General features: G+C 42.6%; 18 protein-coding genes, 1 tRNA gene and 1 pseudogene. 7 read left to right on the top strand and 13 right to left on the bottom strand.

Going from position 1 to position 17,585, the window contains the following annotated elements; all coding sequences use genetic code 11:
• The first annotated feature begins 32 nt into the window (after positions 1-32).
• A complete protein-coding gene (locus tag IC007_RS04960) occupies positions 33-1,016 on the top strand; it encodes a hypothetical protein (protein WP_054845533.1) in 984 nt (327 codons plus the stop codon).
• On the opposite strand, the gene IC007_RS04955 is transcribed toward IC007_RS04960, so the two are convergent.
• The gene (locus IC007_RS04955; RefSeq protein WP_054845532.1) at positions 1,010-1,381 is read right to left on the bottom strand and encodes a transcriptional regulator; all 372 of its coding nucleotides are present in this window, start codon (positions 1,379-1,381) and stop codon (positions 1,010-1,012) included. The genes IC007_RS04960 and IC007_RS04955 overlap by 7 nt on opposite strands.
• Positions 1,382-1,444: 63 nt before the next feature.
• A complete protein-coding gene (locus tag IC007_RS04950) occupies positions 1,445-3,925 on the bottom strand; it encodes an adenosylcobalamin-dependent ribonucleoside-diphosphate reductase (RefSeq protein ID WP_054845531.1) in 2,481 nt (826 codons plus the stop codon).
• A 507-nt stretch (positions 3,926-4,432) separates the two neighbouring features.
• On the opposite strand from IC007_RS04950, the pseudogene IC007_RS13815 reads away from it, so the two are divergent.
• A pseudogene (locus IC007_RS13815) lies at positions 4,433-4,513 on the top strand (hypothetical protein); the annotation flags it as partial.
• Positions 4,514-4,518: 5 nt separating this feature from the next.
• On the opposite strand, the gene IC007_RS04940 reads toward IC007_RS13815, so the two are convergent.
• A tRNA-Arg gene (locus tag IC007_RS04940) sits at positions 4,519-4,593 on the bottom strand.
• Positions 4,594-6,465 (bottom strand): arginine--tRNA ligase, encoded by a 1,872-nt coding sequence (locus tag IC007_RS04935; RefSeq protein ID WP_054845530.1) that lies wholly within the window; start codon positions 6,463-6,465, stop codon positions 4,594-4,596.
• Between the two features lie 53 nt (positions 6,466-6,518).
• Here IC007_RS04935 and IC007_RS04930 point away from each other — a divergent pair, with 53 nt between their 5' ends.
• Positions 6,519-6,719: a hypothetical protein gene (locus IC007_RS04930; RefSeq protein WP_054845529.1), complete on the top strand. Its 201-nt coding sequence runs from the start codon at positions 6,519-6,521 to the stop codon at positions 6,717-6,719.
• Positions 6,703-7,080, top strand: coding sequence for a hypothetical protein (locus IC007_RS04925; protein WP_232049026.1), 378 nt, complete (start codon positions 6,703-6,705; stop codon positions 7,078-7,080). The genes IC007_RS04930 and IC007_RS04925 overlap by 17 nt, the downstream gene beginning before the upstream one ends.
• A gap of 87 nt (positions 7,081-7,167) precedes the next feature.
• On the opposite strand, the gene IC007_RS04920 is transcribed toward IC007_RS04925, so the two are convergent.
• Positions 7,168-7,467: a regulatory protein RecX gene (locus tag IC007_RS04920; RefSeq protein ID WP_054845528.1), complete on the bottom strand. Its 300-nt coding sequence runs from the start codon at positions 7,465-7,467 to the stop codon at positions 7,168-7,170.
• Positions 7,468-7,755: 288 nt separating this feature from the next.
• Here IC007_RS04920 and IC007_RS04915 point away from each other — a divergent pair, with 288 nt between their 5' ends.
• Entirely contained in the window at positions 7,756-8,109 is a 354-nt protein-coding gene (locus tag IC007_RS04915; protein ID WP_054845527.1) for a hypothetical protein, read from the top strand.
• Positions 8,110-8,220: 111 nt separating this feature from the next.
• On the opposite strand, the gene thsA is transcribed toward IC007_RS04915, so the two are convergent.
• Entirely contained in the window at positions 8,221-9,912 is a 1,692-nt protein-coding gene (gene thsA, locus IC007_RS04910; RefSeq protein ID WP_149528449.1) for a thermosome subunit alpha, read from the bottom strand.
• Positions 9,913-10,190: 278 nt separating this feature from the next.
• On the opposite strand from thsA, the gene IC007_RS04905 reads away from it, so the two are divergent.
• Positions 10,191-10,904, top strand: coding sequence for a hypothetical protein (locus tag IC007_RS04905; RefSeq protein WP_054845526.1), 714 nt, complete (start codon positions 10,191-10,193; stop codon positions 10,902-10,904).
• Here the strand turns inward: IC007_RS04905 and IC007_RS04900 are convergent.
• From IC007_RS04900 to IC007_RS04880, 5 genes are all read right to left on the bottom strand, one after another.
• On the bottom strand, positions 10,849-11,646 hold the full coding sequence (locus tag IC007_RS04900) for a hypothetical protein (protein WP_054845525.1): 798 nt from the start codon (positions 11,644-11,646) through the stop codon (positions 10,849-10,851). The genes IC007_RS04905 and IC007_RS04900 overlap by 56 nt on opposite strands.
• A 14-nt stretch (positions 11,647-11,660) precedes the next feature.
• Complete coding sequence (locus IC007_RS04895) at positions 11,661-11,987, bottom strand: hypothetical protein (protein ID WP_054845524.1); 327 nt, start codon at positions 11,985-11,987, stop codon at positions 11,661-11,663.
• A 226-nt stretch (positions 11,988-12,213) separates the two neighbouring features.
• The gene (locus tag IC007_RS04890; RefSeq protein WP_054845523.1) at positions 12,214-12,948 is read right to left on the bottom strand and encodes a hypothetical protein; all 735 of its coding nucleotides are present in this window, start codon (positions 12,946-12,948) and stop codon (positions 12,214-12,216) included.
• Positions 12,949-13,011: 63 nt separating this feature from the next.
• The gene (locus tag IC007_RS04885) at positions 13,012-14,103 is read right to left on the bottom strand and encodes an ATP-NAD kinase family protein (RefSeq protein WP_054845522.1); all 1,092 of its coding nucleotides are present in this window, start codon (positions 14,101-14,103) and stop codon (positions 13,012-13,014) included.
• A complete protein-coding gene (locus tag IC007_RS04880; RefSeq protein ID WP_162302172.1) occupies positions 14,093-14,710 on the bottom strand; it encodes a DUF4443 domain-containing protein in 618 nt (205 codons plus the stop codon). Before IC007_RS04880 ends, IC007_RS04885 begins: the two co-directional genes overlap by 11 nt.
• A 31-nt stretch (positions 14,711-14,741) precedes the next feature.
• Here IC007_RS04880 and argF point away from each other — a divergent pair, with 31 nt between their 5' ends.
• Positions 14,742-15,665 carry an ornithine carbamoyltransferase gene (argF, locus tag IC007_RS04875; protein WP_054845520.1) on the top strand — a complete coding sequence of 308 codons (924 nt, stop codon included), beginning with the start codon at positions 14,742-14,744 and terminating at the stop codon, positions 15,663-15,665.
• 60 nt (positions 15,666-15,725) lie between these two features.
• On the opposite strand, the gene IC007_RS04870 is transcribed toward argF, so the two are convergent.
• Positions 15,726-16,955 carry an Nre family DNA repair protein gene (locus tag IC007_RS04870; protein ID WP_149528912.1) on the bottom strand — a complete coding sequence of 410 codons (1,230 nt, stop codon included), beginning with the start codon at positions 16,953-16,955 and terminating at the stop codon, positions 15,726-15,728.
• Complete coding sequence (locus IC007_RS04865; RefSeq protein ID WP_054845730.1) at positions 16,952-17,575, bottom strand: PHP-associated domain-containing protein; 624 nt, start codon at positions 17,573-17,575, stop codon at positions 16,952-16,954. Before IC007_RS04865 ends, IC007_RS04870 begins: the two co-directional genes overlap by 4 nt.
• Positions 17,576-17,585 lie beyond the last annotated feature (10 nt).

Genomic DNA, 17,585 nt, shown 5'->3' with positions numbered 1-17,585 from the left:
AGAGAAGGCATTTGTCGGATTGGTAGGTTTCCATGGAAATTTTCAACGGGCTAGAACGTTTTTTAGGTCCAAAGATAGAAGACCCTAGTTTAGATCTGGAGCAGTTACCCCAACTGATCAACCTTCTATCTATTAAGGTTGAAGGAGGGGAAAACTTCACACTATATGGACCAGACGGAAGTTCCATAAGCTCAGGAACAGGCAAGCCTGAGATAAGGACTCCTTTGAAGAAGAGAGTAATCACATGGGAACTCCCCAAAATAGATGTTGAATCTTTGAGAGAAATTGTAATGTACCTTGTTAGATGTGAAGAAGGTGAGTCTACGTTCAATCCTTCCCCTTGGGAGAGAGGAGGGATGGCCCCAGGGGAGCTCAGAGACAAGAGAATTGAATACGAAATCCCTGATAGAACCAGCATGCAGATAGAAAGCGGGATGCTTAATCCCGTGATCCATTATTTGAATCCGTTCTTCGTCCAAGAAATAGAAGGTAGAAAATTCGAAGGGGTCACACACTTCGCCTCTTTCTCTGTCACTAGATCAATCACGATAGTGAGTTCCACACCAGCTAGGTTTAACCTAGACGACGGTGTCATAAAAGTAGAGGGAAGCAACTTAACTAAAATAGAAAGTGACGAATGGGCACAGGCAAAGCCAGTCATGAGGCTTTGGGACTTGAGGAATAACTTGCTTAATCTGGACTGCAGGTATAAGTACCCAATCTCCCTTTATAGGATACAACCTTCATGCGTAATACCTTTGCTTATCAAATATGAGGATGAGTCTATCTTCATCATATTGGAGAACTTCTCTAACAGACCAGTAATGTCTACGTTCTTCATCTCTGGAAGAATAACCGAAGCGTGTATCTCAGATTTGAATGGAAATTGCGTAGAGAGCCTCAACGTAGACTACGACAGACTAAACATACCTTTAAGAAGGTGGGGCATAACTCCAGTTAGGGTCAAGGCCAAACCTCTACCTGAGATACTCCTTAGGAAGAAGATAATTCACTGATCCTCTTTCTCTATTTCATAAGCGCATGAGCTAAGCGTATAACCGTTTCTACTTAAGACCCTCTTGCTACTCGAACATAAAATGCAGTACATGGAAGATATATCCCTTTTCCCTGAGGAGGACAAGGAACTACTTACGTCGTTAATTAGGCTCATAAATTCCGGATCCGATTCCAATATATGCCTCATTGAACCTCCTCTCTTGCTCTTTATGTAGTTAGATATAGCAGCAGGAGTTACTCCTAGCAAGGCTGCAGCTCTATACTCCGATACATTGTAGTCCTTTATCAGCTTCTCTGCCATTAACGATCTTATAGCTGGTAGTATTTCTTTTACCGAAAACTCACAAGGTAAACGTAAAGACATGAACAGTCAATAGTAATTAAGACGTGGTAAGTAAAAAAGATTTTTACTTTTATAGAGTTAAGCTTACAGCTCGCAAGTCTTGCAACCTCCAGCGTAGGTCTCCGATGCTTCTACCATGGATTTCTTATCCAGCCTAAGGCCCATCTCTTTCTTCTTCTCTAATTCCTCCTTCTCCTTCTTTATACCGAAGTATATGACTTGTTGCGACTTAGATCTGTCTCTGTATACAGTGATCCCCTTTATTCCTAACTTCCATGCACTCAAGTAAACTTTCGATACCGTCTCTGGAGTCTCCTCCGACCTCATGTTTATGGTCTTGGATACACCCGAGTCATTCCACTGCTGCCAACATGCTTGGTGAAGGAGGTGATACTCCGGGCCTACCTCATGTGCTGTCCTAAATATGTTCCTTATTGTCCTAGGCATGAAAACGTTCTCAGATACACTGCCAGTTTCAGCTATCTTACTTACCACCTCTGGATCGTCTAACTCATATTTCCTAAGATACTCCAAGAAGAGCGGGTCGACCTCCATGAACTTCCCTACTGCAACATTCCTTATGAACGCAAGGGCAAAGAGAGGCTCTATTCCCGACGACGTGCCTGCTATGATGGAGATAGTCCCGGTTGGAGCTATTGACATGACGGTAGAGTTCCTTAGACCGTTCTTGACCCTCAATGCCTTCAGCTCGGAGAAGTCCAGTTTCTCTGCCCTCTCCATCATTTTCCTTACTGAAGGTGAAACTTGAGGCTTTATTGACAAGATCTCCAACATGTCTGCAAAAGGTTTCGCAGTATCGAAAATGTCACGGTATAACTGCGGGTTATAAGCTGGGAAGGAACCCTTCTCTGATGCTAGTTCTATGGATGCCTTAAAGGCGTGATAATACACGAACTTCGCTAAATTATAAGACACGTAAAGTGCATCGGGGCTATCGTAAGGGATACCGAGTCTCACCAGAAGACGCGAGAACCCCATCACTCCTAGGCCCACCTTCCTGGTCTTCTTGGTCGCGTCCTCTATTTGCTTTAAAGGATAACGGTTGGCATCTATGACGTTGTCAAGCATCCTCACTGCGTAAGTTATTGTCTCCGCTAAAGAATCCCAGTCTATGGTGGGTTTGTCGCCTTCTATTACGAACTTCTCTAGGTTGATAGAACCCAAGTTACACGACTCCCACGAGAGCAATGGTTCCTCCGCGCAAGGATTAGTAGCTTGGATTTTAGACACGTAATAGATTGGGTGTCTCCTGTTTATCTCGTCTATGAATACTATTCCCGGGTCTCCGCTGTCCCACGCTCCCCTCACTATCTCGTCAAATACAGCCCTAGCGTTAACCCTACCCGTGACTGCACCTTCCCTCTCAGCTATCACCATAGCTTCATCTACTGTAACGAAGGCACTCTCGTCTAGCCACACTGACCCTCCTTTCTCCTCCAATTCGTTAAGTATGAACTCCTGAACGTACTCCTCGTCCATGTAGCCTCTGGCCTTCACTATATAGTAGTCCCATCCTTTTCCGGGAACCTTGGTTTTCCTAGGATTGATGAGCGGGACGTCTTCCTCCCTCTCCACGGCTCTCATGAAATAGTCATACATTCCAACGGATATGTTGAAGTTCTGAAGTTGAGCGTCTTTTAACTGCCCTGTCTTTGACTTTATGAAATCTCTCACGTCTGGATGCCAGACATGCATTATCCCCATGTTGGCACCTCTCCTTTTCCCTCCCTGCTTTACCACGTCCGTGGATACGTCAAAGATCTTCATAAATGATATAGGACCAGACGCTACGCCTGCAGTAGATGCCACAGTGTCTCCCTTTGGTCTCAGCTCAGAGAAGTCGAACCCAGTTCCTCCACCCTGCTGATGTACTAAAGCCATGGCCCTTAATGTATCGTATATTCCCTCACCTTCAGGCGTAGTCATTGAGTCCCTCACTGGCAGAACGAAGCACGCGGATAGAACTCCTAGTCTAGTCCCGCTGTTCATTAGGGTCGGAGTGTTTGGAAGGAACTTCAATGAGCTCATGACCTCATAGAACCTATCAGCCACTTTCCTAACTTCTTCCTCTGTTTTACCATAAGATAGATCTACCTTAGCTAGGAAATTGGCGACCCTCCTAAACATCATCTGTGGGGTCTCTACATACCTCAACGTGTCAGGGTTCTTGAGCAGGTATCTAGCTTCAAGCACTTTCAATGCGTTATATGACAGGAGGAGGTCTCTCTCGTCGAAGTCCTTCCATCCTCCTTTCCCGAAAACATGGTTGTATATCCTAGCCAGCACATATCTCCTGGCGTAGTCTAAAAATGAAGGAAACTTTAGAGAGTTCTCTATCAGGTTCCTTTCTACTATGTCTGAAATTGTCTTGGTATCTATTAGGTTGTCCTTCGCGTTCTTAGAAATGTCCTGAATTATGGAATCTGTAACGTCCTGAGGTAAAGGGAGTTTTGAAAGGACTTTCACTGGAGAAAACTCTTCAATTCTTTGATTCCTCTTGGATACTTTCAGATTCTTCAACGATAATATAGACACAGCTTCCATGTTAGTCCATATATGTTATGAGCTGAAACTTATCTCTCCTTTCCCCCTTTTTCCTGGTATTACTTCGTTATTATAGCTAATAGAAAGAAGGTATTACGTCGCATGAGCCTGCTAAAGGTAAGAAATCTGTCTACCGGGGAAGCTGAGAATTACGTCCAAACTTATAGACGGAATGCAACATGCTCCATTTAAAGAAGCAAAAGTTTTTCTTAAGAAAGACTAAAGTAAGGTTATTTATTTACTATAAGAATGGGAAAAACATAATAGGTTTGTTGTATGAAGTTTCCTGTTAGTTTCACTAAATGGAACAGGAAAACTAAGTATATAGTATCTAAACTGTAAAACTAATATGCTGTCAAGGCTTATAAACACGTTTTAACAACCGCATTACGCCTGAAATGACGGAAAAACAAAGCCATTATAAGTTCGGGGATTATATCTTGAGGGAAAGGTAGGTATTACGTTTACAAGCTAGAGAATGAAGGCGGTAACGTAAAGGAGCGCTACGTAGGCCCTTTAACTGACGTTGATGATACATACGAGAAAGTGAAAGAGAATAGCAGTGGGGTTTTGGGGGTATCCCCCTAATATAGCGGACCCAAGGGGATTTGAACCCCTGACCTTCGGCTCCGCAGGCCGACGCTCTATCCAAGCTGAGCTATGGGTCCTTACATCCTCTTGAGGGGAACGATCCCAAGAACTTCAAGACCGTTCCTCAGTATAGTTTCTACCCCTTTCACAATATAAAGCCTTGTCATCCTCTTCGCTTTGTCTTGCTCTTGAAGTATTCTCTCTTTATCGTACCAAGAGTTAAACGTATCTGCGACTTGTCTCAAGAACGCCACAAGGTCCTCCGGAGCTAATTCATCACAAGCCTTAGAGAGAACCTCAGGGAATTTGGCGATCAAAAGTAGTATATCCCTTTTCTCAGCTTTTATGTCCTCATGACTCACGGAACTGTCCAGATCCGATTCCCTCTTAGAAAGCACGTTGAAAGCTCTAGCGTAAGTGTACTGCAAATAAGGTCCGCTGTTCTGATCGAAGTTAACCACGTTGTTAACGTTAAAAGAGACCGGTTTGTTAGGAGCAACAGAAAGAATGGGATACCTTATAGCAGAGTTGACTATCTCGCCGATATTTTCAATGACCCCCCTTTTCTCATTAACCTTCGACTTCGTTATTTCCTCTATCATGTTGTAAATATCATCCAAAGAGATGTACTTCCCCATTCTACCGCTCATCTTCATCCCCTGAAGGTTCACCATACCATAAGAGAAATGAACCAGGTTTTCAGCTTCCTTCTTATACCCAGCTAGATATAGCGATGCACGGAGCTGTATCTGAGGGACCATCTGTTGTTCAGCTATTACATTAATTACCTTGCTTGCGTTGAACTCCCTGAACTTCCGGAGAGTATATGCTATGTCTCTCGTCGTGTAAAGAGTAGTTCCATCAGACCTCATTAGGACTAATGGAGGAATCTCCAACCCTTCAGGTATTGACAAGTCTTTCCTCGACGCAGAATCGACATATTCCTCTAAGTTAAGCGCAACTGCACCTTTATGCTCGAACCTAGCAGGGGATGAAAGAAGCGAATTTATGACCTTTTTCACCTCCCCAGACCAAAGTAGATCACTTTCAAAGTCGAAGACGTCAAATGATATATGTAACCTGCTCAAGCTTTCCTCGAATCCTTCCAAAGCGTATCCAACGTATTTCCTCACGATCCTCTTCATTTCCTCATTCCCTCCTTCGTATAGCTCAATTATCTTTGCAACTTCAGAGTCGTGATCTCCTCCCATCATTGAGTCCGCAAGCTTATCGAAAACTTCAGGCATCCTTTCTCGTAAAGCGTTAGCGGATCCCACCAAGTCATCCATCTTTGACTGTTTCTCTTTCCTCTCCTTAGAGTCTTCGGGCAAATTCTCTATCTCCTTCTTCAACGAATGGATCTCCATGATCACGTTTGTCATAGCGTAAATCTGACCCAACCAATAATCCTTCTTCATCCCTGAAGGTGGCTCAGGGTAACCCAATCTCTTTAAACCGTAAATTAGAATTGCGACTTGTCTCCCTGTATCGTTCACGTAAAACCTCACATTCACTTTGTGTCCTCTTGCCCTTAACATTCTGGCTATCACGTCTCCTAGAATTGAATTCCTGAGGTGACCTATGTGAAGTGGGTGTATCGGATTTGCACTCGTGTGCTCTACAACGAAATTAAGAGGTTTCTCGGTCTTCTCTATTCCGTAATCGTCTGGAATCGTAAACAGAAACTTGAAAAGGTTCTCCTCACTCAAAAAAGCGTTGAGGTATATTCCAGTTACTTTGACCTCTCTAATGAGGTTACCCTTCAGCCCGTTCAGAAGATCTACCTTGTCCTTATATTCCTTCGTGACTTGAGGTAGGGCTATAGAGAGGTCTCCTTGGTCTTTTCTAGGTGGATAGGTAATATATTTTAAAAGCGAGCTCTCATCTACGCCCAACACTGGACTGACCATCTTAGCTAGCTCTATTTTAGCGTCGCCTATTGGATTCACAGAGCAACTATAGGGATTGACCTTTTAATATTTACCAAGGGGAATTCTAAATCATGAAGAAGATAGTTGAACTCCTAATAGTGGAGGACTTCTCTGGAAATAATAAGGTGAGTCAGAAAGATATAGAGGACGTAGTGAACAAGATAAAAGATGGTTCTGACGTTATAGTGAACAGAGTTCATCTCCCCTTATGGGAAGGAAATGAAGGGCTCCTAGGGCTTCATGTAGTAGTGAGAGATGTTGCAGAAACGTAAATGCCAATTCTTCAACGCTGGGTATTGCCATTCACCTTTGCTAGAAACCCCTACTGACTCTGTGACGAACTCTTCCAGGTGTTTGGGCAACTATACGTCGTGTAGATACTACGTAAAAGGTGAAGAGAAGAAAGGGCTAGAGAACTATGAAGCTGAAGAAGTATCTCAAGAAATAACTTTTTACAAGGAAGCTAACCTGCTGATAGAGGCTGTAGATAGCCCTTGCGACAAGTACGTCCTAACTAAACTCGAAGAAGGATTCATAGCTTCCTGCAAGAGTATGGGAAGAACTTTGACCAAATCTCAGACCACGCTATGCAAAAATTATTGGGACAAATGTCCCTTCAGAGTTATAACCTGATTGCCTTCAAATCAAGAAATTATTTATCCACAAGTTTTCATTATATTTTGTCATATTAAATACATGTGACTTTACTTTTTCTCTCAATTATTCTGTGCCCATTTTAGCGTACTTTCCATCATCTAACAGAGTAAGTTTCCCTTTTTCGACTAAATCGTTTAAGGCCCTCCTTATCTTATCTTCACTTGCTATCCCCGAGAGCTTGCTGTGAAGTTCCTTTAAGTTCATCGACTTTTCATTAAGGAGATCCAGCAATATTTGTTTTAACTCTTCTTCGTTAGGTGCGGTCATTACAACTACGTCCTTATCTGAGTAAACGACCTTTAGCTTTTCCTCCACATCGTTGTTCTGAGGAGCCTTTCTCCCTCTTTTCCTACCTTCACTCATAAGAACCACTATGTGTTAAAACATTCTCTTCCCTTGCTTTTAAACATTTTGGAAAAGAATAATTCTAGAATTTTTGCAACATTTAATTGACGATATTGCTTTCTTTTGTAATTGAATAAAATAGCCCTCTTAGAGTTTTTCAAAAATAAAGAATTCCATTTGAGGTAATCCTCAGATAGTTAGATTAAGTCTAGATTCAACATATGATACCACGTTCGAAGAAAACACTTGCTTCATATACATCCTTATATATAGCGTCTAGGTCTTAATTTAATAGGCGAAATTAATTTGGAGTATCCTGACTTCCTAAGGCATGTGGCAAATAAGATTATTTCCCCTACAAATTTGGACGCTAAAAGATTAGATGAAGCCAGGAAGCTCCTCGCCGAGGCCGAGACCAAGTATAAGTTCTCCTCCTATGGAGGAAACCCTAAGAAACTCATAGACTACCTGCAAAGTCCTGAGTTTATAGAGTTGGTCATGATACTCGGCGTGGATCTTTCTAAGAAGCTGGTTCAACTCATCCGGGACAGCTATCAGGATGAGGAGATGAAATCAACAGCAAACAAAATAATTGAGGAGCTGGACGGATATTCGGACATAGAGGAAAGTAAGACAGTAAGAAGCAGAACTTTTCTCTAGAAACATTTTCTAGGAAAACGCAACAAAATAGAGAAATTAAGTAACAAAAAGAGACCAACAGCGAAAGAAAATATAGAAGCAAATAAAAGGAAAAATAATTAAAAAATTATTTTACTCCATTCCACCGCCGGGCATGCCTCCTCCCATTCCTCCTGGCATGCCTCCTTCTCCGCCTTTGCCTCCGCTTCCACCTTTCATTGGTGAAGCAGCTATTAAGTCATCTATCTTTAGAACTGCTGTAGCAGCCTCTGTTGCACTCTTTATTACTTGAGATGTAACTCTCAGAGGTTCTATTACGTTGATTGCTATCATATCATCAGCTATCTTGCCTTTCATTACGTCTATTCCTGCATTTACTAGTCCCTTAGCATGCTTGGCCCTGAGCTCCATCAAGGTGTTTATCGGCTCCATTCCTGCAGTTTCTGACAATATCATTGGTACTTCCTCTAAAGCGTCTGCAAAAGCCTCTATGGCTAGTTGTTCTTTTCCACCTACAGACCTAGCGAAGTCTCTCAGTTTCATAGACAGTTCTAACTCTATAGCTCCTCCTCCAGGCAAGATCACTGGCTCCATTAGGATGTTTCTGAGCGCGTGGAGTGCGTCGTTAAGGCTCCTCTCGGCCTCGTCTAGTGCCATGTCGTTAGATCCCCTCAACACTATGTTTACTGCTCTAGGATTCTTAGCTCCCTCTATGAAAACCATCTTGTCGTTCCCTATCCTCCTTTCCTCCACGAGCTCGGCGTACCCTAGGTCTTCCGGAGTCGCGTCATTTATACTGCTTATTATCTTAGCTCCTAATGCTTTCTCAAGCTTCTCTATATCGCTCCTCTTCACCCTCCTTACGGCGAGGATTCCCTTCTTTGCTAGGAAGTGCTGTGCTATGTCGTCTATTCCTTTCTGGCATATGACCACGTTTGCTCCTAGGGAGGCTAACTTGTCAACCATGTTCTTCAGGTACTTAGCTTCTTCGTCGAGGAAAGACCTTATTTGGTCTGGACTCGTTATGCTTATTTTAGCTGAGATCTCTGGTTTCTCTACCTCCAGCGAGGCGTCCAACACTGCTATCTTTGCCTTCTCCACTCTCCTCGGCATGCCTGGATGAACTACTTCCTTGTCTAACACTAACCCTCTAACTAACATGCTGTCGTTTACGTCTCCTCCCTTCTTCTTGTCTATCTTTATTAGGTCAATCGACACGTTAAATCCTCCTGAAGGTAATGGCTCTGCAACTGTGGTCACTGCGTCTATTACCATGTTCATTACTTTCTCCATCTCCTCAGAGCTTGCAGATACGAACTTACTTGACATCGTCGTGTAAACTATCTTCTTTAGGGTTTCTCTACTGGTCTTTGATGAAAGGTCCTTCACGTCTACCTTAACTCCTAACTGGGACATTACTTCAATAGCCTTGTTCATGGCCTTCTTGTAGCCGTCTATAATTATGGTTGGATGTATGTTCTGATCTAATAGGTTTTCAGCCTTCTCTAGCAAAAGACCTGAGACAACTACAGCGCTTGTTGTTCCGTCACCTACTTCTGAATCCTGTGCTTTAGCTGCTTCAACGAGAAGTTTAGCTGCTGGGTGCTGTATTTCCATATCTTTTACAATAGTAGCTCCGTCATTCGTTATAGTAACGTCTCCAAAGCTGTCAATAAGCATCTTATCAAGGCCTCTTGGACCCAAACTTGACTTCAACATTTCCGCTAAAGTTCTAGCTGCAAGAATGTTGCTTTTCAGCGCGTCTTTTCCTGTTTGCCTGTTTGTTCCTTCTTTTAGAAGTACTACTGGTGCTCCTGCGGACATCTTAACTCACCTAATCCTTGAGTTCATTAGTATCGGTTATATATAAAGTTAGCTTTCTGAAGAGCATGTAGATAAGGTCTATTAGGTAAACTCTATTAATGAAGTATAGATCACTTCATTTGAGGTTCGTGGAACCCTAATTTTGCTCTTTTATGCTCTTCCAGAGTCTCCATGAGCTAAATAGCTCAGCCTGAGTGTTGGCACCATTTCCGATACGCAAGGGACAAACTCTACTTGATCTAAAATAGGTTTTTGTATCTTCTACCACATTTCACATTATGGAGTGTGAGCATTGCAAGAAACGCGAAGCGATCACTGTAGTAGGAGGAAGGAAAGTATGCGAAGTCTGCGCCAGAAACGAGATACTGAAAAGAATAAGAAGAGACGCGATATCAAAAAAAACGTTCAGTTATAAGGAAAGAGTCCTCATTACCATACCGGATTTCTTAAAAACAGAAGGAGATCTACTGAAGGCTCTGCTCATGAAGGCTTGTTATTCTTGCAAATTGGAGGGTGAAGTCTTGGAAGTCACTACTAATGACCAAAACGGCATAGTTGAAAAGCTATGGAAAGTGTTGAGGCTATCCATGAATCCATCCCATAACATCAGGAAAGTTGTTCTTCCATTTACTGCAGATTTCTTGATGGCTTACATAATTTATGCGGTTTCCACGAAAGAGAAGGACTATGTCTGGCTTTTAAATTACAAACACGAAATCAATGGGGTAACTTTCGTTATGCCTTTCTTCTCCACTTCCCAAAAGGAACTCTCTGGATACTTTACACATGAATTGGTCACCGGTGACCCTCTCTTTGATTCAATACTGAAATGGGAAGAGGGCAATCTGGGGGAAAACTATGAACTGTTTCATGCGTATTGGAATTCTGGTAAGATACTCCAAGGAGAAAAACATTGCAGTTTCTGTGGAGCATACATTAGGGATGGTGAGGCATGTCAGAGATGTTCGCAATTGACGACTTCTCGTCTTTAGAAAGGATGATTTCAAAGAACATGCCTTGTAGAGAGGAGGAAGGAGGATATACAACTCCGTCTTTATAGTAAAAATAACCACTGCTCAATATTTCCTTGAAGCCCTGCATGTCTATTGAAGAGTAGCCCCTAAGAAGCTCTTTCACGTCTAACTGTTTCTTTACCTCCTTCATAGAGACGTCGGCCCCGCAAATTCTGCAGGAAAAGTCCGGCATCACAGCGTTAAACCCGCATTTAGGACATGTGAAAGGAGACAGAATCCCATACATGTTCCAATTTACCCTTAAGATTTCTATCAAATCTCCCCTGTTTCTCTTCTTAGATTCCTCGTATAGACGAGGTCCAAGAGATGTTATTCCCTTTTTCACATTGGAGACTAGGAACTCTAATTGATCGTCTGTGAGAGAAGACAGATCCTTTATTTTCAGTATGTTATAAGCTATAGCCTCCATCACTGAGTCCCTAGCCGAGTTGAGCCTATTTATAATGGTTTTGGACTTGGGCTTACTCTTCACCTGTCCTACTGCACCCGCGAAGACGTCTTTTATAATTTCTTTAAATTCGTCCCTCTGAAATCCCAAATACGCTATTCCTATAGCAGTTATCACTTCATCTAGGTATTCATCGAGAAGTTCGTACGGATCCGTGTAAACTTCCTTCTTTGGCTTTTTCTTCTTTTTCTCTTCTTTCTCAGGTGTTTTCGTTTCCTCCTTCTCAGGTTTTTCTTTCTTTCGCCTAGGCAAAACCTCAACCTTGCTTATACGTTCTGTGCTAGGTCTAGGAAGTCCATGGGTAATAATCTCTTCTTGGATGTTATCTCTTGATACTTAGTGTCTAAGAAACCCATGAAAACTGGGCATACCTCATATCTTCCGTCTCTAGTACATTTAGTGCCTAAATTTATGAAACATTCTGAGGTCTTCCTGTCATAATAAGGACAGAGCTTGTAGTATGTCTTTGCACTCTTTATCATTCTCTCAACCCACTGTTTTTTATGATCCTTCTTCTCAGCTTCCTTCTCGGCCTTCGCTAGTGCGTTGTTTATTTCTTCTTCTGACATTTTTACTGGCTTATTAGAAGACAAACAATCCACCTTTAACTGTTAGTAGGCAAGGAGCTATTATATACATTACTACTACTACTCTCTTTTCTTTAAGACTGGACTATTATAACAAGAGTTTGTATAATGATAATAAATTGGAAGATCACTTAGAACTTGTAGACAAGAAAGTGAAGCAAAAGTTGTAGTAGATTATTATGATATAGGTATACCTGCATACAAGAACAAGTGACAAAAAGAAGGGATTCTTTCAGCATTCCTCTATCTTCTTCTTAAAGGACTGAGTGAACCCTATTCTTAAACCCAACTTAGGATCCTGATATAGGTACACTAATCTCTTGGTCTGGAGGCCTTTCAACACTCTGAATAGCCATCCACTGTCAGCTTTGAGCTCCTCCTGTATCTGATCCATGTATAGGTAAGTTGAACCCCATTGTTTATATTTATCTAATAAGAATTTGATTAATTCGTTTTCCTCTTCGTTGAGCTTACTCGTTAATTCGTTCAGACAGTCCATTAGACTCCTGTTTTGTTGTTTTTTGTTTTTCATACTGGTTTTGTCTTCAATAAACGACAAAACTTCCTTTTCGGTTTTGTCTGTTTTTTGAGCATTTTTGTTGTTCATTGTCGGGTTAACCTCTTCGTTAGTGAGTATCTGTTTTGCGAAGACTACCATCTCCTTAAATCTAGAGTTATTATAATTAGTAATAACTTCTTTTGCAAACATCTCACCAGAAGTAGTAAGATGCCATTTTCCGCCTTCTTGATATACTAAACCTTTCCTTCGCCAATAACTTAAATAACTACTTACATATTTAGTCTCAAATCCTAGATTAACTGCTATCTCAGAGGCTCTTAACGGTCTGGCTAGAAGAAGAACTGAGATAGCTTCTACTATTTTCGATCTCGGAGAACCCTTTAGTTCCTTCTCGTTGCTCAGAATCTGATTAGCTATCTCCGCAATGTCATTATCACTATCGACCATCCATTTTCATACGTTTTTGTTCTTTATAATATATAGGAACTTGAGAAGCTCAGTATTTCCATGCTATTCAAGGGAGGTTATACTTTTACATACTTTCATGCTGAAGAACTCGTTATAACCTATTAGTACTCTAAACGAAGTGAAGAGCTCATCCACTTGAGGATCTCCCGAGTCCACTCTCAAACAAGGGATATTGTCAAGCTTCGCACGTGAAGACACTATGATTATACCTTCCTTTCCAGCCCTCCTGACGATTTCAGGTCCTATTTCTTGATTTCCCCTACCGAAGATGAAACCTTGCCCTCCTATAGGTGTGACTATTATGAAAACCCTACGGTCGTTCACCATGCTTAACAGATCGAAGTAAGACACGTTTTTCTTTAGGAGTTCTTTACCTAAGAACAGGTCTACTCCTAAGTAATTTACGTCGTTATATCCGAGCCTCTTTTCTATCTTCTTCACTGTTAGCCCGGTTCCGAACACGTAGTAAGCGTCTTCCCTTATGTTCTCTGTAACAAATTCAGCTATACCCTCCACGTCCTCGATCGGGACTTCGCTTTTTGGAGGGACTGAAAGTGTGTCTGCCCTAATAGTTAGGGCCTTGAAATAAGACTTCACCTTGTATATACCTTCCTTGTAGGCCTCTTCATCTACGTCTAAGACGTCAGTGATATCTTCCTTAGCTCTCCCTTCAACGAAAAGTGACAGTAGTCTCCCTGAGGCTTCAGGGGTCTGAGCGAAAACTCCGCTATGCATCTTTACCCCAGTCGGAATTCCTAAAATAGGTAGGTCGACTCCAATTTCACTCAACTCGGAACATATATCCCTCGCTGTCCCATCTCCTCCGGCGAAGGTTATGATAGATACTCCTAGCTCTACCATCATCCTCACAGCTTTCCTAGTGTCCTCAGCCGAAGTCTCCTCACGCCCTACGTCTAGAAGGTTGAAATTGAAGCCTAATCCCTTAATGTAGTTTTCCCCCATGTTTAACCGGGGGGTAAAATATAAGGGAGAACGTGGAGCGTGTCTGAAGAACCTTGAGATCCTCTCAGGTACCTCTGGGTTCATAGTCCGTTTGGAGTCACTTCCCTTCTCTCCCGTTCTGCTCCCCGATCCGGCGTAAGGATTAACAAGGAATCCTACCTTAAGCGACATTTACGTTCTCCAGTATTTTTACTGATACTTTTAACGCTAGTCTTAAATCCTGAGGGGTTATGAAGATCGCCATATCTCCCTCTTTAGCCTCCTTGAAAGCTTCAGATATTTCCTGTAGAAGATTTCCCATCGCCATATCGTCTGTTTTAGGGGGAATTTCTATCTTTCCGTTTTCGAATACTGCTATCAGCACTCTCTCAGCTCCCTGTTTTATAACTTCGTCTCTCAGCTCGAGGACGCCATGTTGACGTAAGAGAGACTCGCCACCTCTTAAGAGGATCCCGTATGAGTCCCAACCTATACTTTTGAGCGTCACCTGTTTCACGGCTACCCTCTTCAATATCTGGTCGAGAATGGACTCCCCTTTCTCTGTGAGAACCGTCCCACCTATCTTATCCGTTTCTACCAGACCCAGCTCTTTCATTCTTCTGATCAACGTTTTCATGCTTGCTTCCTTGAGACCCACCTTCTTCATGAGGGAGATCCTCCCTATAGGTTGGTTCTCCTTTATTGTGATAAGAGCCAGAGCCACATGCCCTTCATCGTATTTGGGCGCATTTCCCTGCCTAGTCGAAGTGATCTCAGTGATTATCGATGGGACGTCCATATTTAAAAAGATCAAATATAGTTTATAAGACATGCTAAAGGGTAAGAACTTCTTTTGTCTGCTAGACTTTCAGAGGAAAGACATAGAATTAATTTTGGATACCTCATTCATGATGAAGAGATGGGTATACACTAACTCTGTACAGAAAATCTTAGAAGGAAAGAGCGTTGCATTGATCTTTGAGAAACCGAGCACCAGAACAAGGATAAGCTCTGAGGTAGCTGTATATAAGCTCGGTGGTTTCCCGATGGTGTTTGATAAGAACGTATTACAACTCTCTAGAGGGGAAACAGTGGAAGATACAGGGGCGGTGATGGGGAGGATGGTGAACGGAATAGGTGCAAGGGTGCTCAAGCATGAGACTTTAGAGAGGTTAGCGAGAAGTTCTGGTCTACCTGTAGTAAACTTGCTCAGCAACTTTTCACATCCCCTTCAAGGTTTAACTGATATGATGACGATCAAGGAGAAGTTCGGAGATAGGAAAGTGAAGATATCTTTCGTTGGTGATGGAAGGGACAACGTTCTGATGAGTCTGGCTTCAATCTCCTGTTCCTTGGGTTACGACTTGAACGTTGCCTCCCCGTCGTCTATGAGACCCGATCCTTCCTTGATGGAGAGAATAGAGGAGAGATGTGACGAGACCGGTGCCTCTATGGATTTCATGGAAGACCCTTATGAGGCAGTCAGGGGAACATCGGTAGTCTATACTGACGTATGGATAAGCATGGGGGAAGAGAGCATAGCGGAAACGAAGAAGAAACAGTTGGGTAACTATAGGGTTACATCTGACTTGATGAAATATACTACGGAGGACTCAATTTTCATGCATTGCCTTCCTGCAGTTAGAGGTGAGGAAGTAGATGCGGAGGTCATAGACGGCAAGAGGAGTGCGGTATGGGATCAGGCTGAGAATAGGCTTTACACTGCCATGGCAGTTTTCAGTTTATTTTTGTGAGTTAAGAAAAAAGAAGGATGGAAGCGTGATTCACGGTGGCTATTGCTTTCTTTGTCCTCTCTACTTGAAGAAATCCTCTATTTTCTTCTGTTTAACTAAATCTGAAACAGACCTTGTGGCGAACAAGTTTACTTTCTTATCCTTTAGTCTATCTTGAACGAAAGAGAAGGCCTCACTTACGTTGTCAAATGTTGAAATCTTGTTTTCCATGGCTTTCCTCACCGTTTCTCTAATGTGCCAATTTCCCACTGGAGCGTAGTATTCGCTAGTTATTTCCCTAATTATTACGATACCTGCTTGTATGTCTTCCTTTTGTAACTTCTCCATTACAGCTAATCTGGCTGCCATATACCCACCATCCATGTATTCGTATTTGCCCCAGAAGTTTTCGCTTAACTCTACCACAGTGGTCTCGCTAGACCATAAGCTGAGTGGATACCATATCTCTATCCATGAGGAACGGTAGTTTCCCGGATAGAGAATTATATGGAAATAGTTCCCTAAGTAGGAAGAATAGTAGACTGAGACCGAATCTATAGTCCTAGTACTCTCCTTCACCTTCCCGAGTAGAAAAGTTCCGATTATACTGTCTACAGATGTTATAGCCCATCTCGTGGGAACAAGCTTCCTGTTCTTCTTCACTCCTAACAAGCCCATGGACATTGCAGAGATCAACTTATAGATGTCCTCCCCTTGAGAGTAAGCTTGAACTACAGCTTCAGATGCCTTCAAGTCATCGAAAATTAGCTTCTCTAAAGTCCTGCTCAAAGATGCGTTATCGTTAACCTTGATGTTTTGCAGTGGTGCTGACGGACCTCTAGGCATTATCACACCGTCGAACTTAAGCTTGGCATCTGGTGTTGATGAAAGTAGGACGTCATATCTTACAGGCTTTTGGGAAACGCTGGAAACTGAAATTTCTTTTTCGTATAGACTCCACGGGTCTTCTATTCGCTGATCCTTCACAGCTGAGAGCAACCCAGATCTGTATCCTATAATGTCTGACAAAGTAGCTTTCCCCCACCACCCAAGGGGATCCTCGTATTTCCTGGCTTCGTCTCCGTACACGTTAGGAGGTACGTTGTACATGACTTTGACCTTGGGGTAACCTCTCTCCCCTACTACTACGCTGGGAGGAGAGGAACCGTTCACACTCTTGTCGTTGACGTTGATTCCTTGAACCACGTTTATGAAAGACCTAAATCTCTCGATGATTGGACAATAGGATAGTCCGCAAAGGTACTTAGACCCTTTACATTTGACGCATAGTTCAGCTGGTATCTTCCTCATTTCTTCAGCTTCCTCTGTATATGCCATACTACAATGTCCAATTTAGCCTTTCCCGATAGACCCACCTCCACTGGTTTCGACTTCTTTTTCCTTACGGAATCTAGTATATCGTCAACGTTAAACTCGCTTAGTTCTATTGCGTTATAAGCTGAACCTATTGCGGACGGCACATGGGAGTCGCTATCGGCTAACCCTGGGAGATCAAGTTTGAGAGCGGCCTCTTTCGCCTTCCCGTTAGCTACTCTGTTGGCCTTTGAGTTGAAGGTCTCTATTGCATCAAACTTGTAATCAAATACATGATCTCCTATCCCAGCCCTAAAGATATCGAAGGGATGTGATGGAAACACGACACAGCTGTTCTCCTTAGCATAGTCCACGAGTCCTTTTATGTCACTTGGAGGGGATGGAGGAAAGTTACATAGGATCACAACGTGTCCAAACTGGGTTGTGACCTCCTGTCCGGGAATAACGGGGAGCTCGTTGACCTCCTTTATACCCTTGGAGGTATCGTGATCCGTAATTGATATGAAAATTCCTTTCTTCTTAGCAGTTTCGAACATTTCCTTAGGGGACGCTTTCCCGTCACTGAAGAAAGTATGCGTATGAAAATCTATGAAAATGGTCATGAAG

Origin of the sequence: Sulfuracidifex tepidarius (assembly GCF_008326425.1) — an archaeon.
Classification (GTDB): Archaea; Thermoproteota; Thermoprotei_A; order Sulfolobales; family Sulfolobaceae; genus Sulfuracidifex; species Sulfuracidifex tepidarius.
Note: the sequence above shows the minus strand (reverse complement) of the source record. Positions and strands in the feature narration are given on the sequence as shown.

What these genes read in the sequence shown, in the direction of transcription:
- IC007_RS04890 (WP_054845523.1), bottom strand. Translation starts at nt 12,948, where the DNA reads ATGGTCGATAGTGATAATGACATTGCGGAGATAGCTAATCAGATTCTG.
- IC007_RS04925 (WP_232049026.1), top strand. Translation starts at nt 6,703, where the DNA reads ATGTTGCAGAAACGTAAATGCCAATTCTTCAACGCTGGGTATTGCCAT.
- IC007_RS04870 (WP_149528912.1), bottom strand. Translation starts at nt 16,955, where the DNA reads ATGAGGAAGATACCAGCTGAACTATGCGTCAAATGTAAAGGGTCTAAG.
- argF (WP_054845520.1), top strand. Translation starts at nt 14,742, where the DNA reads ATGCTAAAGGGTAAGAACTTCTTTTGTCTGCTAGACTTTCAGAGGAAA.
- IC007_RS04905 (WP_054845526.1), top strand. Translation starts at nt 10,191, where the DNA reads ATGGAGTGTGAGCATTGCAAGAAACGCGAAGCGATCACTGTAGTAGGA.
- IC007_RS04930 (WP_054845529.1), top strand. Translation starts at nt 6,519, where the DNA reads ATGAAGAAGATAGTTGAACTCCTAATAGTGGAGGACTTCTCTGGAAAT.
- thsA (WP_149528449.1), bottom strand. Translation starts at nt 9,912, where the DNA reads ATGTCCGCAGGAGCACCAGTAGTACTTCTAAAAGAAGGAACAAACAGG.
- IC007_RS04920 (WP_054845528.1), bottom strand. Translation starts at nt 7,467, where the DNA reads ATGAGTGAAGGTAGGAAAAGAGGGAGAAAGGCTCCTCAGAACAACGAT.
- IC007_RS04955 (WP_054845532.1), bottom strand. Translation starts at nt 1,381, where the DNA reads ATGTCTTTACGTTTACCTTGTGAGTTTTCGGTAAAAGAAATACTACCA.
- IC007_RS04880 (WP_162302172.1), bottom strand. Translation starts at nt 14,710, where the DNA reads ATGGACGTCCCATCGATAATCACTGAGATCACTTCGACTAGGCAGGGA.
- IC007_RS04960 (WP_054845533.1), top strand. Translation starts at nt 33, where the DNA reads ATGGAAATTTTCAACGGGCTAGAACGTTTTTTAGGTCCAAAGATAGAA.
- IC007_RS04885 (WP_054845522.1), bottom strand. Translation starts at nt 14,103, where the DNA reads ATGTCGCTTAAGGTAGGATTCCTTGTTAATCCTTACGCCGGATCGGGG.
- IC007_RS04950 (WP_054845531.1), bottom strand. Translation starts at nt 3,925, where the DNA reads ATGGAAGCTGTGTCTATATTATCGTTGAAGAATCTGAAAGTATCCAAG.